Below are 15,818 nucleotides of genomic sequence, written 5' to 3' on the forward strand. Positions count from 1 at the left end.
TCGCCCGGCGGCTTCCCGAGGCTCAGTGCGCGCCGGTGATGCGGGCCAGTGCCTGCTCCAGCGCCGCGCGGGCCGCCTGCCGGTGCGCCGGCTCGTGCAGGGCAGCAGCGGGCACGTGCACATGATGCGTCGCCGCTGACGTGCGTTCGAGCCGGAAGTCCGGGTGGTCGGCGGTGACCGTCACGGCGTCGTCCGGGTCGAGTCCGACGGAGAGCGTCTGCGGCCGGGCGTAGGCAGCGACCCGCTCCTCCCCCACCCGCCGCACGGCCACGTAGTGCGGCATCACCGTGAGCGTCAGCGGCACCTGGGCGCCGACCTCCTCCACGAGTCGCTGGATCGCCGGCGCCACGTTGTGCGCGCCCAGTTCCCCGAAGGCCCGGGCCGGACCCGCGTCGTCCACCGGCCGCTCGGCCCGGTTCCGTTCCTGCCGCACCGGGCGGATGCCGAGTCCGTCCCGGCTCTCTCCCGCGCGGCGGTAGAGCTCGGCCGGCTTGCCCATGGCGCCCGGACGTTCCTTGCGGGCGAACTCCCCGGTGGGCTGGATGAGCCCCTTGCCGACCATGTACCGCCGGAACGTGTCGATGGACGGCCGGCTCTCCCCCGGCCCGGGCTGCGGTGCCACCGCGTCGTGCAGCGCCTGCAGGCTCTTGAGCGGGAACGCCTCGCCGAGCAGGCCGGCGGGGTCGGGCTGCAGCGCGTAGTCCTGCCGCACCCGGTCGACGGCCAAGCGCACGATCGCGTCGTGGTCGAACGGCTGTCCGACGGCGTCGTGCACGGGCACCACCCGGACGTCGTCCCGGCTGGCCACCACCGGATCGACGTCCTCGGCGAGCAGCAGGACGACGTGCGCCACGGAGAGGACCCAGCCCCGGTCGTCGCGCTCGGGGTCCTCGAAGACGTGCAGCTGCTGCGGGCGCGACCCGCGGAGGCCCACCTCCGCCGCCAGCGAGCGGAGGACGGCGCCGGCCAGCGTCTCGCCCTCGCGCAGAAAGGTCCCGGGGAGCGCCCACTCCCCGCCGTCGGGGCCTCGGTGCTGGACGACCCCGAGAGCTCCGCTCCCCACGTCCACCGTCAGGACGGCGGTGTCCACCGCGACGGACGGGCGTCGGTGGCGCGCCGACGAACGGTCCTGCTCTCCCTGGTCACTCACCCGTTGACCGTAGGGCGTGTGTGCGGCTGACTCGTACGCGGTTGCACGCCGTGCCACCGGGAGGGAGGCCTGATGTCCGGACCCATGCCGCGTGACCACCGCGTCGCGGGTGCGCTGATCGGTTCCGCCGTCGGCGATGCGCTCGGTGCCCCGTTCGAGTTCGGCCCGGCCGGCCGGTTCTCCGCCCGCTTCCCCACCGACGCGCGCGGGGTCGCCACCGAGATGTGCGGCGGCGGAACGCTGGACCGGGAGCCGGGCGAGTTCACCGACGACACCCAGATGGCGCTGCTCGTGGCGGCGTCCCTGGTCGAGCGGGGCGGTCTGGACGAGGCCGACCTCTTCGACCGGTTCCGCACCTGGCTGCGCGCCGACCCGCCGGACGCCGGGAACCAGACCCGCGCCGTCCTGGGTTCCGGCCGGCCGTGGGACGTCGCCGCGGCGGAGCACGTCGCCCGCTCCGGGCACGCGGCCGGCAACGGCTCGCTGATGCGGACGACGCCGGCCGCGATCTGGTTCGCCGGGTCCGGCACCGGGGCCACCATGGACGCCGCCCGGCGGATCTCCGCCCTCACCCACGGCGACCCGTCGGCCGGTGAGGGCTGCGCGGTCTTCCACGAGCTGCTGCGCGTGGCGCTGGACGGCGGCGACCCGCTGGCCGCGATACCCGCAACGCTGGAGCTCGTGACGCCGGAGCACCGCGGCCGTTGGGCGACCGTGCTGGCACCGGACTGGACTCCGGACCAGGCGACCGAGAGCAACGGCGCGGTGTGGCCGACGCTCGGCTCGGCGGTGTGGGCGCTGCGTGGCGCGAGCGACTTCGCCACGGTGCTGCGCCGGGTGATCGACCTCGGTGGTGACACCGACACGGTGGCCGCCGTCGCCGGCGGGCTGGCCGGTGCTGTGCTCGGCATCGCCGGCATCCCGATGCGGTGGACCTCCGTCGTCCACGGCCGCGTGCCGGGCCACGCCGACAAGCGCTGGGACCTGGCCGACCTGCACGCCCTCGCCATGACCCTGGACGGCAGCCCGACCAACCGGCACGTCGCGGCTCGCAGCCCGCGGATCGAGCCGCGCGAGGTGCTGCCGGGTGTGTGGGCCGCTGACCTGGACGGCGCGCGGAACAGCTCGCCTGACTTCGCCGTGGTCTCGCTGTGCCGCACCGGGGAGCCGTTCGGGCACGAGGTCCAGCGGTTCGCGTATCTGACCGACGACGATGCGAACAGCGAGGTGGACGCGGTGCTGGCCGACGTCCTCGACGACATGGCAGCGCTGCGCGCCGAGGGGCGGCCGCTGCTCGTGCACTGTCACGGCGGGGCGTCCCGCACTGGGCTGGCGCTGCGGGCGTGGCTGCGCCGGACGGAGGGCCTGTCGGCCGCGGAGGCGACGGCCAGGGTGCGGGACGCGTGGCCGCACCTCGGCCTCTGGAACGACAGCTTCACCGCCGCGCTGGACCGCCTGCCCCGGTCGACCGGCGCAGCGAGTGGCTGAGCCAGCCGACCGGCCTGGCTACGAGCGGCGAAGGTCGAGGTGGGAACTGCCCCTCTGGTGACCCGCTCGTCATGCCCGGCATCCGCGGCGGGTCAGCGCGACCTGACCCGAAGTCGCTCGGCGATCTCCTCGACCTCGGCCGAGCCGGCCGCCACGTCCATGACCAGCTGGAAGGCCGCGTCGTCGCTCAGCTCCGGTTCGTGGGCGTTGAGGTCGAGGAAGACGACTGTGGCCAACCACCCCAGTCGCTTGTTCCCGTCGACGAGCGCATGGTTGCCCACCAGTGAGTGGAGGAGCGCGGCGGCCTGCAGCGACAACGTCGGGTAGGCCGGCTCTCCGAAAGCCGTCGCCTGGGGCCGCGCAGCCGCGGAGTCCAGCAGGCCCACATCCCGCACCGGGCCGGTGCCCAGCGCCCGGACGAGAGCCAGGAGGTCGTCGAGCTCGAGGTGCTCGACCTGGCTCACACCGTGCCCAGCCGGTCGAGCACGTCGCCCCACTTCTCGATCAGGCGGCCCGAGCTCGCCTGAACGCGCGCGGCGTGGCCGCTTCGCTCGTACCGCTCCAGGACGGCGCGCCGGACGATCTCCTGGCGCGAGGTGCCCTCCGCCTCCGCGAGCGCGGTGAGTGCGCGCTCGAGTTCGTCGTCGGTCCGCAGGGTCATGGCCATCCCTCGATGGTACCGAAGTGATACCACCATGGCCGTGCGAGACGCCGCCGGACCAATCGACGAGGCGTCGAGGTCCACGTGGACGTCGACCCCGGGGCCACCACGGTGGAGGGCGCTGGACGCGGCCGCCGAGCGGCTGGGCGAGCGCGCCGGGCTCAGCCCGGTCGCCGACGACATCGCCGGCACGCGGGCAGCCGTGCGGGAGCTCATCGAGCTGATGACCCACACTCGGGCGCCGCTGGCCACGCCCGTCGACGCCCCGTGACCGCAGACCCTGGAGAAGAGACGTACCGATGATCTGGTTCCTGCTCGGAGTGCTGCTCGTCTCCTCCATCGCGGGCGGACTGGTCGCCTGGCGTGCCCCCGACAACTACATCGCCCTGTCGGTCGCCGGAAGCCTGTTCATGGTGGCCTTGTCAGCGCTCCTCATCCCGTTCGTGCTCACCGTCCTGCAGTAGCGCGGCGCCGGCCGCGAGGTGAGCACGCCGTGGCCGTCACCGCCGCAGTGTGACGTATCGACTTCGTCCGCTGACGCCCCAGCTGCCACAGCCGCCACAGCCTGACCCGGAGTCGTCGTCGCCGGCCGGTAGACAGGGCGCATGACTGACCCCGCGGACCTCCAGCCGACGTCCATCGACGGGGCGGCACCGGGGCCGCGGGTCACCGTCGACGTGACGGCGGTGCCCGTCCTGAGCTACGCGCTCGCGCACAACGGCATCGCCGTCGTCTCCCAGCTGGTGCTGACCGGGCACGACGAGCCGGTACGGCACGCCAGCGTGCACGTGGCCGTCCGGGACGCCGAGGGCCCGATCGGCGCGGCCGTCGAGCTGTTCGCCGACATCGACCCGGGGCACACCACGGTGCTCACCGACGTGGGGCTGCGGCTGGACCCGGCGGCGATGCTGCAGGTCGAGGAGCGCCGTCCCGGCTGGCTGTCGGTCCTGGTGGAGAAGGACGGCGAGGTGCTCGGCCGGGCCCGCGTGCCGGTGCAGCTCCTGGCCGCCGCGCAGTGGCTGGCCACTCCCCTGGAGCTGGCGATGGAGATGCTCGCCGCCCACGTCCTGCCCAACCACCCCACGATCCCGGCACTGGTCGCGGAGGCCGCCGAGGTGCTGGGCACGGAGACCGGCAGCCCGTCGATCCAGGGCTACCAGTCGGGCGCCCAACGGGTGGACGCGATCGCCGCCGCGATCTGCACCGCCGTGCAGGCCCGCGCCGTCCGGTACAGCGAACCCCCGGCCAGCTGGGCCGACGTCGGGCAGAAGGTGCGCACGCCCGGCGAGGTGCTCGACGAGCGGGTCGGCACCTGCCTGGACCTGGTCGTCGTCCTGGCTGCCGCGCTGGAGCAGGCCGGCATCCGGCCGCTGCTGTGGCTGGTCGAGGGGCACGCCTTCCTCGGCTACTGGCGTGAGGAGCTGTCGGCGCAGAGCTCGGCGACCACCGACGTCGCCAGCCTGGTGAACCTGATCGACCTGGGGCTGATCCGGCTGGTGGAGACGACGATGCTCACCACCCGCAGCGAGCCGGTCGGCTTCGACGAGCTGCACCGCCCGCCGTACGCCGCGTGGCTCACCGGCGACCTCGACCGGGTGATCGGCGTCGTCGACGTCTACCGCGCCCGGCGCGACGGCGTCCTCCCGCTGCCGGCCCGCACCCGGGACGCCGACGGCACCGTGCAGGTGGTCGAGTACCGACCGGCCGTGCACAGCACCCCGGCCCGCCCGGCCGACACCGGGACGGCGGCGGAGCAGGAGGCCCGGGAGACCGCCCCGCCGCGGATCGCGCAGTGGAAGAACGCGCTGCTGGACCTCAGCCTCCGCAACCGGCTGATCAACTACACACCGCGCGCCGGGATCGCGCTGACCGTGCCCGACGCGCACCTGGGTGCGTTGGAGGACCTGATCAACGGCGGGACGGCGCTGACCCTGCTGCCCAGCGACCAGCTGGCCGCCGTGCAGCGCGAGCGGGGGCTGCGGTCGGCCCGGGAGCTGCCCCCGGAGCTGCTGGCCGAGCTGCTGCTGGACCGCCGGGGGCTGTACGTCGACGTCCCGGAGAGCTCGTACCTGACCCGGATGCGGGCGCTGGCCTACAAGGCGAAGACGGTGCTGGAGGAGACCGGCGCCAACAACCTGTACCTGGCGCTGGGCAGCCTGGCCTGGGAGCTGGACGGCCGGCCGCTGCGCTCCCCGCTGATCCTGGTGCCGGTCGTGCTGAAGGCCCATTCCCGGTCGGGGGCCTACCGGCTGACCGTGGACGAGTCCGGCACCAGCACGCCCAACTACTGCCTGCTGGAGAAGCTGCGCCAGCTGCACGGGCTGAGCGTGCCCGGTCTGGCCGAGCCGACCGAGGACGGCGCCGGGATCGACCTCGATGCGGCGCTGCAGGCGATGCGGGTCGCGCTGGTCGAGCAGGGGCTGCCGTACCGGGTGGAGCCGACCGCCGACCTCGCGATCCTGGCGTTCGCGAAGTTCCGGCTGTGGAAGGACCTCGACGAGCACTGGGCGACGCTGAGCGAGAACCCGCTGGTCGCCCACCTGGTGCACTCCCCCACCGACCCGTTCGACGACCCGGTCGCCGAAGACGGCTCGGTCGACCTCGACGAGCTCGCGGCCGCCGTGCCGGTGCCGGCGGACGCCTCGCAGCTGACCGCGGTCGCCGAGGCCGCCGCCGGCCGGACGTTCGTGCTCGAAGGCCCGCCCGGGACCGGCAAGTCGCAGACCATCACCAACCTGCTCGCCCGGGCGGTCGCCGACGGCAAGCGGGTGCTGTTCGTCGCCGAGAAGCGCGCCGCGCTGGACGTCGTCGCCCGACGGCTGGACGCGGTCGGGATGGGCCCGTTCGCGCTCGACCTGCACGACAAGGGCAGCCGCCCGGCCGTGGTGCGAGCGCAGATCCGCGCGGCGCTGGAGCACGCGGTGCAGGTCGACGAGCAGGGTCTGGCCGCCGACGGCGAGGACCTCCGCTCGGCCCGGCGCTCGCTGGCCCGCTACGCCACCCGGCTGCACGAGCCGAACGCCGCCGGCCTGTCGCTGTACAGCGCGCACACCGGCGCGCTCAGCGTGGGTGAATCCGTGCCGCCGCTGCCGGTCTCGCCGGCTGCGGTCGGTGGGCTGATCGCCGACGACGTGGCGGCGGTGCGGCGCGCACTGGCCGGGCTCCCGGACGTCGCCGACCTGGCCCGGCCGCGGCCGGGCCACCCGTGGGGCTTCGTGGACGTCGCCGACGTCGACGTGCCGGCCGCCGCGTCCGCCGCTGCTGCGGTCGATGCCGCCGTCGCCGAGTTGCTTGGGTCCGCACGGCTGACGCCGGTGCTGGCCGCGGTGCGCACGCCTGCTGATCTGGCCGGACTGGCCCGGGTGCTGGATGGTCCGCCGGTCGACCTGGCGGTGCTGGACGAGACCCGGTCGGCACGCTGGCGCAGCGAGACGGCCGCATTGTCGGCCGACGTCGCCGCCTTCCGCACGGCGCAGCACCCGGGCCTGGACGTGGCGACGCCGGCGGCACTGGACCTGCCGCTGGCGGAGATCTCCGCCGCCGGGCAGGCCGCTGCGCAGTCGGGCTTCTTCGGCCGCAAGAAGCGGCTGATCGCCGTCCGCGACCAGCTGGCTCCGGTGCTGACCGCCGAGGTGACCCCGAAGGCGGTGCCGGCGCTGGCGGCGGCGCTGCTCGCCGCGCAGACGACGGCGCGGGCGCTGGCCGCCCGTGCCGCGGCGATCCCCGGGCTGCAGGTCCCGGCGACGTGGAACCCATTGACCGATCCCGGCCTGGTCGACCGGGAGGCCGACTGGCTGCGGCTGGCCGGCGCGGTGGTCGAGGGCAGCGACGGCTTTCCCGGGGCGCTGCGGGCGCTGCTGGCGCAGGGGCCGGCGACCAACCCGGCCGCCGCGGCGGCGGTCGGTCGCGCGGAGGAGGCGGTGCAGCAGCTGCTGACCGCCTGCCGGTCGACGCCCGAGCAGCTCGCGGCGTGGGCGGGCAGCGACGGGTTGTTCGCCCGGTGGCAGGCGACTCGCGCCGAGCGGGCGGTCACGGCGCCCGGGGTGCCGTCGCTGCGCCGGTGGCTGGACCTGGTCGCCGCCGTGGAGCCGCTGCGCTCAGCCGGGCTGGCTGAGGCCCGAGCTGCGTTGCTCATCGGTGACGTGCCGGCCGACGACGCCGTCCGCTCTTTCGAGCTCGGGCTGGCCGGCGCCGCGATGACCGAACGGGAGGAGGCCACCGGGCTGGCCGTCTTCGACGCGCCGGTGCACGAGCGGGCGATCACTCGATTCACGGCGGCGTCCCGGGCGGTGCGCCGGCACCTGACCGCGGCGCTGCCCGCCTCGGTGGTCGCGGCCCGGTCGTTCGACGTCACCGCGCGCGGTGGCCGGGTGGGTGCGCTGCAGCGGGAGCTGAACCGGCAGCGCGGCGGGCTCGGCGTGCGCGGGCTGATCGCCGAGTACGGCGAGCTGGTCACCGCCGTCATGCCGTGCGTGCTGGTCAGCCCCGACTCGGTGGCCCGCTTCTTCCCGGCCCGGGCCGGCCTGTTCGACCTGGTGGTGTTCGACGAGGCGTCGCAGATCCGGGTCGCCGACGCGGTCGGCGCGTTGGGCCGGGCGAACGCTGCGGTCGTCGTCGGGGACAGCAAGCAGATGCCGCCGACGTCCTTCGCCGAGCCGACGATGGACCACGATGCGCTGCCCGAGGACCTGGCCACCGCGGTGGAGGACGAGGAGTCGATCCTCTCGGAGTGCGTGCAGGCGCGGGTGCCGCGGCAGTGGCTGTCGTGGCACTACCGCAGCCAGGACGAGTCGCTGATCGCCTTCAGCAACGGCCAGTACTACGAGAACCGGCTGTCCTCGTTCCCGGCGCCGGTGCACGGGCCGGCCTCCTCGGCCCCGGACGGCCGGGGTGTCTCGCTGGTGCGGGTGGACGGCACGTTCCACCGCTCGGGGGCGGGCAAGCTGCTGCGCACCAACCCGGTCGAGGCGGAGGCGATCGTGGCGGAGATCCGCCGGCGGTTCGCGCTCTCCGCCGACGAGCCGCCCTCGATCGGCGTGGTGACGTTCAACGCCCAGCAGCGGGCGCTGATCGATGCACTGCTGCGGGACGCCTGTGACGAGCGGCTGGTCGAGGCGCTGGACCGCACCGACGGTGAGGGCCTGTTCGTCAAGAACCTGGAGAACGTACAGGGCGACGAACGGGACGTCGTGCTGTTCTCGACCGCGTTCAGCGCCAACGACCGGGGCCAGCTGCCGCTGAACTTCGGGCCGCTGAACAAGGTGGGGGGTGAGCGACGGCTGAACGTGGCGATCACCCGCGCCCGGCGGCAGGTGGTGGTGTTCTCCTCCTTCGACCCGGCCGACCTGCGGGCGGAGCAGACGTCGTCGGTGGGGATCAAGCACCTGCGTGCGTACCTGGACCTGGCGGCGCACGGCACCGACGCGTTGCCGCGGGACGCGCGGTTCGCCTCGCTGCCCGACCGGCACCGGGACTCCGTCGCCGCCGCGCTGCGTGCTCGTGGACTGGTCGTGCGGACCGACGTGGGGCTGTCGGAGTTCAAGGTGGACCTGGCCGTGTCGCTGGCCTCGGCGCCCGACGTGCCGGTGCTGGCGGTGCTGCTCGACGGCCCGGCGTGGGCGCGGCGGCGGACGGTCGGCGACCGCGACGGGCTGCCGGTGGAGGTGCTCGGCGGCATGCTGCGCTGGCCGGCGGTGGAGCGGGTGTGGCTCCCGGCCTGGCTCGCCGACTCTGCCGCCGTGGTCGACCGGCTGGTCGCCGCTGCCCAGGCCCCCGCCGCTCCTCCGCCCCCGGTAGAGCCGCTTCCCGTTCAGGCAGTGGCGCCCGAGCCGGCGCCCACGTCAGCGGCTGCGCCGGAGCCGGTCGAGTCGCCGGGGACGGTGCTGGACGGCGAGGAGCCGTTCACGCCGTGGACGCCGGAGCCAGCAGGTGAGCGCAGCCTGCTCGACCAGCTGGGCAACCGGCGGATGGCCGAGCGGGTGGGGCGGGTGCTGCAGGCCGGCGCTGACGCCGAGGGGCCGATTCACCTCGACCGGCTGACCCGGCTCGCGGCCGGCGCGTTCGGTCTGGGCCGGGTGGCGCAGGCACGTAAGGACGCCCTGACGGCGCTGGTCCCCGCGTCGGTTCGGGTCGGTGACTTCGTGTGGCCCGCCGGGCTGGACCGGTCGTCGTGGATCGGTTTCCGCCGTGACCCGGAGGCGACCAGGCCGATGGAGCAGGTGGCGCCGGAGGAGACCGGCAACGCGATGGTCGCGCTTTGCCGGGCCAGTGCTGGGATGACGAAGGACGAGCTCTTCGCGCAGACGCTGGAGGTGTTCGGCTACCGCCGCCGCACGCCAGCCCAGGTCGCCGTCCTGGAGGCGGCATTGTCGGCTGCGGTGGACGCCGGTCAGCTGACGGAGGCGGCTTCCGGTCTGGTGATCTCCGGCTCCCGATGACCCCGGTGGTCGGACAAGACGAGGTCACCCGGCAGGTTGCCCTCGCTGGGGCAATCACGGGGCAGGTAGTGACCGCCAGATCCAGCTGTGTCAGGTATCGGTCTCTTCCGGAGACCGGGACCCATCCAGCGCATCGAGGGCATCACGCAGCCTCGCGGTGACATCGCTGGCGTCCAGGCGACTGAACAGCGCCGGCGTGGCGCTCACCCGGTGCCCGTTCACCCAGGGCACCGGCTTCGCGACCGCCTCGATCGCTGCAACAGGCAGCTCGACCGCCTGCACGATCTTGTAGGTCGCCTCGTCGAAGAGGACGATCACTGCCGGTGACCTCGCGTTTTGATGACCCCCCCCGCCGCAGCAGCTCGGTCAGCGTTACGGCGTTGAGCGCCGTGGGGTAGTAGCACTCCTGGTAGCGGGTCAGGTCGGTGGGGCTAAAGACGAGCCGCCCGTCGCTGCGGCGAACGTCGGCGCCCGGCGGCCAGCGTGAACACGACATGGTGAGCCCCCGTGGTCATGCGCCGATCGAGCGCAAGCCCCCTGTCATGCTGGGCGGGCGTGTCGGCGACCACCCGCGCCGAAGAGGTCCCTCGCCGCCACGTGCGGTAGTGCTGCGCTGCTTTCCGGCTTGTCCCGTTGCACGCATGTCCCAGCGCCTCGAACAGGGGCACGAGCATCGCTCTGCGGAACGGACCAGCCGAGGACGGCGCCCCTCGCGTAGCTGGCGCAGCTCACGCACGGTGAGACGGCTCCTCGATCAGCCATCGGAGCGGTCCGCTCACCGCCGAGGCGGAACCCTCGAACCGAAACACCGGGCTGCCGGTACGCCGCCAAACGGCGCCAGCGACGGACGGGTGATAGAACGCGACCAGGTCACCAGCACGAACGATTCGGAGTTCATGGATGTCATCGAGTGAGCCGTTGTACGTAGCTGCACGACGAGTGATGGACTCCGGCTTGGGGGCGGACGACTCCACCTTCACACCCGGCGCAGCGATCTGGACGGCCGAATCACTGGAGGACCTCTACGAGCGCTTCGTGTTAGCCCCGGACACCGGTGGCCGACGTTTCCTGGAGAAGCTCGAGGACCAGCTCAAAGGGGCGCCCGCCGCAACGGTCCAACTCACTGCCGAACTGCTCTACCTACACCTGCTAGCGCCTGCAGACATGGGCGGGGTCGCCAAGCGGAATCTCCTGACCGGCACCCTCGCGATCGGCGCTGAATCCGTGACGATCCCGGCAGATCTCTCGACGGCTCTCGACCGGGGCTTCGCCCGAGTCGGCACGGCCTACCTCACGCAGCGGGACCGACAACTGTCGTTCCTGGTCCGCTTCGCGCGCGCCTGGAAGCAGCTGCCCGACGACGCGCGGACTGAGGCCCTGGCCGATCCCTGGGCGTTCCATGAGGTCGTCAACTCTGTGCCCATCAACAGCGCCTACAGCCAGCGCAACGCGCTGCTGCACCTGGGCTTCCCCGACACGTTCGAACCCATCGTCTCTCGTCAGCACAAGGCCAAGATCCTTGCGGCGTTCGCCGACGAGCTTCCGGAGCGCACCGACAACGAGGACCGCGACTTACACATGCTCCGCGGCATCCTCGAAGCCGAGCACGGGGGGCCGATCAGCTTCTACGAGTCCCCTACCATCGCTCAGCGGTGGCGGGGTCAAAGCCCGGTGGGCGAAGGGGCCGACGTGCGGGGCTGGCTCGTTCGCGGCGCGAACGTGAACGGCCACAACGTGGTCCCCGACTGGCTTGCAGGTGGCTACTGCTCCATCGCATACACCGAGTTTTCCGAGCCGCCGAGCGGCCGGACCCGCTCGCAGCTGGACAGTGCCCTGGCTGACGCCATCCCCGAGCTGAGCGCAAGACAGCGGGCCGTTCACGTCGGCATCCTCGACCGATTTCTCAACCAGATGCACCCCGGGGATGTGGTGGCCACGGTGGACGGCCCCCGGCTCTACGTCGGAACGGTGACGGGGCCGGCGGAATGGCAGAATGGCACCGATACGCTGTCTAGCCATCGCCGCGCCGTCGACTGGGTCGCCGCCGAACCGGTGCTGCAGCGAAGCCAGCTGTCCGACGCCGCACGCGACAAGCTGTCGGGACAGATGACCGTCAGCGACCTGCGTCCCTTCGCCGCCGAGTACGCACGGCTGGCCGGGCTGGACGACAGCGAGCCAGCGACGGAGGAATCCGGCGAGGCGACCGCTCCGGAGCTCACCACACCTGTCTCACTGCCCGGCCCGACGAAGCAGCTCGCCGAGCAACTGCTCGTCGACCTCGCATGGCTGGAGGAGACCCTCGAGCTCCTGCGCGAGAAGAACCAGATCGTCCTCTACGGCCCTCCAGGGACCGGGAAGACCTACCTCGCTCAGGAGATCGCCGAGTTCATCGCCGAGCAGACCGGCGGGGGCTTTCGGCTCGTGCAGTTGCACCCGTCCTACGCGTACGAGGACTTTTTCGAGGGGTTCCGCCCCCAACCAGGCGCGACAGCCGGCACCATCTCGTTCGAGCTGGAGCCGGGGCCGTTCAAGCTCCTGGTGGACGAGGCTCGAGACAATCTGTCCCACGGCTACGTCCTCGTCATCGACGAGATCAACCGAGCGAACCTCGCGAAGGTATTCGGTGAGCTCTACTTCCTACTCGAGTACCGCGACCGGAGCATCAGCCTCCAGTACTCCCCGCAAGAAGAGTTCTCCCTCCCGCCGAACGTCTTCGTCATCGGCACTATGAACACCGCCGACAGGTCGATCGCCCTGGTGGACGCTGCGATGCGCCGCCGGTTCGCCTGGCAGGGGTTGTTCCCCTCCGATTCCCCCGTCTCCGGGCTGCTACGCGCGTGGCTGCGGCGGGAGGGCCTGCCCGAAGATCGCGCAGACCTGCTTGATGCCCTCAACCACCGGATCGGAGATCGGGACGCCATGGTCGGGCCGTCGTACCTGATGTCTCGGACGGTCGGTACCGACGCCGGACTGTCCCGGATCTGGAAGCACCAGATCCTCCCGCTCCTCGAGGAGCGGCATGTCGGCGAGGGCATCGACGTCCCGAAGAGGTACGGCATCCAAGCCCTGCGGGAGGCGACGGCCCCGACGACCTCTGAGCAGCCGCCCGAATGATCTCGCTAACCCTGCCCGAATGGTCGACCAAAGCCGTCGAGAGGGTTCCGCCCGTCACCGCCGCCGCCCTGGAGGCAACCGGGGCCGTGCGCGTGAGCGTCGACCTCCAGGGGCGCACTGTCCTCAGCAGCTCGTCGTTCGTCGGAGCCGTTCGAGTCGGCGACGTCCAGCTTCGGATCACCCCGAAGCTGGGCGTCCGCCGACTGCTCTGGCTGATCGGCCACGCACAAAACCCCTCCGGCTGGCGAGATGAGGGAGCCGTCGACCTGGCCGAGTCGCCAGAGCTGGAAACCGCGCTCGCCGTCTCGTTCCTAGCCGCCGCGAATCGCGCCCTGGCCCAAGGGATCATGCAGGGCTACCGGGTCCGGGAAGAGGCGCGGCCGGTGCTGCGCGGTCGCATCCGGGAGGTTGACCAACTGCGACGCCGGCTGGGGAGTGCGGCACTGCTCGAGGTCCGGTTCGACGACTACACGATCGACATCCCGGAGAACCAGATCCTGGTCGCCGCTGCAGAGCGCCTCGCTCGCCTGCCCGGCATCCCCGCCGCCACCCGCGCCGGACTGCGCCGACTCCTCGTCATGCTCGCGGACGTCACCCGACTCCCTCGAGGACACCAGTTCCCGGCGACGAGCGTCAACCGACTCACCCGCCGCTACCAGCCGACGCTCCGGCTGGCGCGACTGGCACTGGCTGGGCATAGCTTCGACCAACCGGCAGGAGCCGTCTCGGCCAGTGGCTTTCTGTTCAACCTCAACACGGTCTACGAGGACTGGTTGACCGCGGCAGTCCGGACGGCGCTGGCTCCTCGAGGCGGCGCCCTTCGCGCGCAGTACGCCGTGCACCTAGACCAGGCCGGCCGGATTCCCATGAGGCCCGACATGGTCTGGGAGCGCGACGAGAGACCGGCGGCCGTCCTGGACGCCAAGTACAAGAGCCTGTCGACGAAGGGACAGCCGGACACCGACCTTTACCAAATGCTCGCCTACTGCACGGCTCTCGCTTTGCCGACGGGCCACCTCGTGTACGCAGAAGGGACGGCCACCCGGAGTTCCCATGTCGTCCGTGCGTCGGGCGTGACCATCAATGTTTGGTCACTCGATCTGAGTAGCCCCGTGCCAGATCTCCTCGGCAGCGTCGACTCGATCGCGCAAGCGCTGGAGCACGAGAGCGCGTAAGGGCTGGGCGCCTTGGGAGTGTTGGGAAACTGATCGGCTACTTGTTGGAGTCGAGGTCTTCGACCAGCCGGCGGGCGGCCTCGGTCTCGATCGGTCCGTGGAGTTCGATGTGCCGGCCGGTGAGGTGGGCGGCCATCAGCCGGATCCTGGTGACCTTGATCATCGCCTCGGCGTGCTTGGTATTGCGCTCGTAGTCCCGTGCCACCGCCTGCTCCTCGTCAACCACCCGAAGCTGCGTTCGACCACCCCACCGGCGGGGCAGCACCTGGAAGGCTCGCACGTCATCGCAGCGACGCACGACCTCCAACTCCAGCCGAGCTCCTTCCGGCGTGGGTGATCAGCGAGGTGTCCACCACGTTGGCGTAGCCGCCTCAGCCCGCACCTTGCCCAGTCGCGGGTAGCGCGGGTGAGCAGCCGCCGCCCACCTGGCCGGTCCTGCAGCGAGGCGGTGGTGACCATGGCTGCCAGCAGCAGCCCACAAGTATCGACCAGCAGGTGCCGTTTGCGGCCCCGGAGCCGCTTACCGGCGTCGTAGCCGATCGCTTCTCCACCCTCAGAAGTCTTGATCGACTGGGCATCCAGCACCGCCGCCGTCGGCTGGGGATTCCGGCCCTCGGCGGCACGCACCCGGTCCCGCAGCACGTCGGGCACCCGGTCCCAGGTGCCATCGCGGTCCAGGTGCGAAACCACCGGTAGGCCGAGTCCCAGGGGACCAGGTCATGCGGCAGCAGCCGCCACGCACAGCAGCTGACCAGCACGTAAAGGATCGAATCCAGAACCAGCCGACGGTCGTGCTGGAGCGGCCAGCCACCGGCATGCGGGTCATGGACCGGCTGCAACGGCTCGACCAGCACCGACTCGGCGTCACCCGCTGGGGATAGACCAGTTCTCAGGCCGAAACGTCATCGTCCGCCGGGAAGTTGCCTTTTGCGTAGCCACCGATCGACCGCATCCCCACCACGTTGACAGACGCGCCGACGCCGCCGCCCACGAACGGCACGAGCTTGCTCAAGTTGACGACCCCGGTGGTGCCAGCCTTGGTGACCAACCGGAAGCCGACCTTCTTGTTGATGTCCATGAGCACTCGGCCGGGGACCTTCTTGAGCGCAGCGAGTGCCGCTCTTGTGCCGAGGTTGACGCCGAACTCGGCAGCCATGGCGACGCCACCGGCCCCGAGCAGCGACATGAGAACGACGCTGCGCACCTCATCAGACTCCAGCTCGTAGCCCCGCAGGTGCGCTACAGAGCCGGCGCACCGTGATGCCTGCACGTAGAAGACCCCCACATCGGTGGGAACAGTCACGGGCAACGTCACGAAGCCCCCTAGCCCGGTCGCAAACCCGGACGCACCAACTACACGAGCGTGCGTAGCGATGAGCCGCTGGATCGCCTTCTCCGCATCGCCAGGTCTGGTCAGGTGCTCATCTGCAATCTCCCGCGCACTCTTGAACGGGCCCTTCCCTTCCAACCCCACCGAGAGAACAGTGTCCACGAACTTCTCGACCTTGGTGTCGCCGTGCTCCGAGGCCCCGTCACCATCATTCGCCACTACGTTGTCCACCTCTTCAGTCGATCGTGCATAGCAAATCGGTATGCGCATCACGGTCAAACTCGCCCATACAGTGCGTACCGGGTGTCCGGTCAAAGCTGCTGTCAGCGAAGGCCGCGCATACCGCTCCCCCGCTAACAGTGAAGCGGCACGCTGCCACATGAGGTCGACCACCGGAGCACATTCGACTGAAAGTCGTCCGCTTACGTCTCACCTGCCACAGCGGCCACCCGGCGTACCCGGT

General features: G+C 71.7%; 11 protein-coding genes and 1 pseudogene. 6 read left to right on the forward strand and 6 right to left on the reverse strand.

Annotated features, from left to right (window positions below):
• Positions 1–22: 22 nt before the first annotated feature.
• Positions 23–1,150, reverse strand: a complete 1,128-nt coding sequence (locus O2W16_RS17455; protein ID WP_269160091.1) for an NUDIX hydrolase — start codon at positions 1,148–1,150, stop codon at positions 23–25.
• A 72-nt stretch (positions 1,151–1,222) separates the two neighbouring features.
• On the opposite strand from O2W16_RS17455, the gene O2W16_RS17460 reads away from it, so the two are divergent.
• The gene (locus O2W16_RS17460; protein WP_269160092.1) at positions 1,223–2,638 is read left to right on the forward strand and encodes an ADP-ribosylglycohydrolase family protein; all 1,416 of its coding nucleotides are present in this window, start codon (positions 1,223–1,225) and stop codon (positions 2,636–2,638) included.
• A gap of 92 nt (positions 2,639–2,730) precedes the next feature.
• Here O2W16_RS17460 and O2W16_RS17465 read toward each other — a convergent pair whose 3' ends face one another.
• Positions 2,731–3,102: a type II toxin-antitoxin system death-on-curing family toxin gene (locus O2W16_RS17465; RefSeq protein WP_269160093.1), complete on the reverse strand. Its 372-nt coding sequence runs from the start codon at positions 3,100–3,102 to the stop codon at positions 2,731–2,733.
• The gene (locus tag O2W16_RS17470; protein WP_036337326.1) at positions 3,099–3,305 is read right to left on the reverse strand and encodes a CopG family transcriptional regulator; all 207 of its coding nucleotides are present in this window, start codon (positions 3,303–3,305) and stop codon (positions 3,099–3,101) included. Before O2W16_RS17470 ends, O2W16_RS17465 begins: the two co-directional genes overlap by 4 nt.
• Positions 3,306–3,333: 28 nt before the next feature.
• Here O2W16_RS17470 and O2W16_RS17475 point away from each other — a divergent pair, with 28 nt between their 5' ends.
• The 3 genes from O2W16_RS17475 to O2W16_RS17485 all read left to right on the forward strand — a co-directional run bounded on the left by O2W16_RS17475 (position 3,334) and on the right by O2W16_RS17485 (position 9,736).
• On the forward strand, positions 3,334–3,570 hold the full coding sequence (locus O2W16_RS17475) for a hypothetical protein (RefSeq protein WP_269160094.1): 237 nt from the start codon (positions 3,334–3,336) through the stop codon (positions 3,568–3,570).
• Positions 3,571–3,598: 28 nt separating this feature from the next.
• Positions 3,599–3,763 (forward strand): hypothetical protein, encoded by a 165-nt coding sequence (locus O2W16_RS17480; protein ID WP_269160095.1) that lies wholly within the window; start codon positions 3,599–3,601, stop codon positions 3,761–3,763.
• 141 nt (positions 3,764–3,904) lie between these two features.
• The gene (locus O2W16_RS17485; protein WP_269160096.1) at positions 3,905–9,736 is read left to right on the forward strand and encodes a DUF4011 domain-containing protein; all 5,832 of its coding nucleotides are present in this window, start codon (positions 3,905–3,907) and stop codon (positions 9,734–9,736) included.
• 90 nt (positions 9,737–9,826) lie between these two features.
• Here the strand turns inward: O2W16_RS17485 and O2W16_RS17490 are convergent, their stop codons facing one another.
• Positions 9,827–10,054, reverse strand: coding sequence for a hypothetical protein (locus O2W16_RS17490; protein WP_269160097.1), 228 nt, complete (start codon positions 10,052–10,054; stop codon positions 9,827–9,829).
• A 624-nt stretch (positions 10,055–10,678) separates the two neighbouring features.
• Here O2W16_RS17490 and O2W16_RS17495 point away from each other — a divergent pair.
• Both O2W16_RS17495 and O2W16_RS17500 read left to right on the forward strand, forming a co-directional pair.
• Complete coding sequence (locus O2W16_RS17495; protein WP_269160098.1) at positions 10,679–12,850, forward strand: McrB family protein; 2,172 nt, start codon at positions 10,679–10,681, stop codon at positions 12,848–12,850.
• Positions 12,847–14,025 (forward strand): McrC family protein, encoded by a 1,179-nt coding sequence (locus O2W16_RS17500; protein ID WP_269160099.1) that lies wholly within the window; start codon positions 12,847–12,849, stop codon positions 14,023–14,025. Before O2W16_RS17495 ends, O2W16_RS17500 begins: the two co-directional genes overlap by 4 nt.
• A gap of 37 nt (positions 14,026–14,062) precedes the next feature.
• Here the strand turns inward: O2W16_RS17500 and O2W16_RS17505 are convergent.
• Positions 14,063–14,918 (reverse strand): annotated as a pseudogene (locus O2W16_RS17505) (IS5 family transposase).
• Positions 14,915–15,586 (reverse strand): EcsC family protein, encoded by a 672-nt coding sequence (locus O2W16_RS17510; RefSeq protein ID WP_269160100.1) that lies wholly within the window; start codon positions 15,584–15,586, stop codon positions 14,915–14,917. The pseudogene O2W16_RS17505 and the gene O2W16_RS17510 overlap by 4 nt, the downstream one beginning before the upstream one ends.
• Positions 15,587–15,818 lie beyond the last annotated feature (232 nt).

Source organism: Modestobacter sp. VKM Ac-2984 (genome assembly GCF_026967985.1).
In the GTDB taxonomy this organism is placed as follows: Bacteria; Actinomycetota; Actinomycetes; order Mycobacteriales; family Geodermatophilaceae; genus Modestobacter.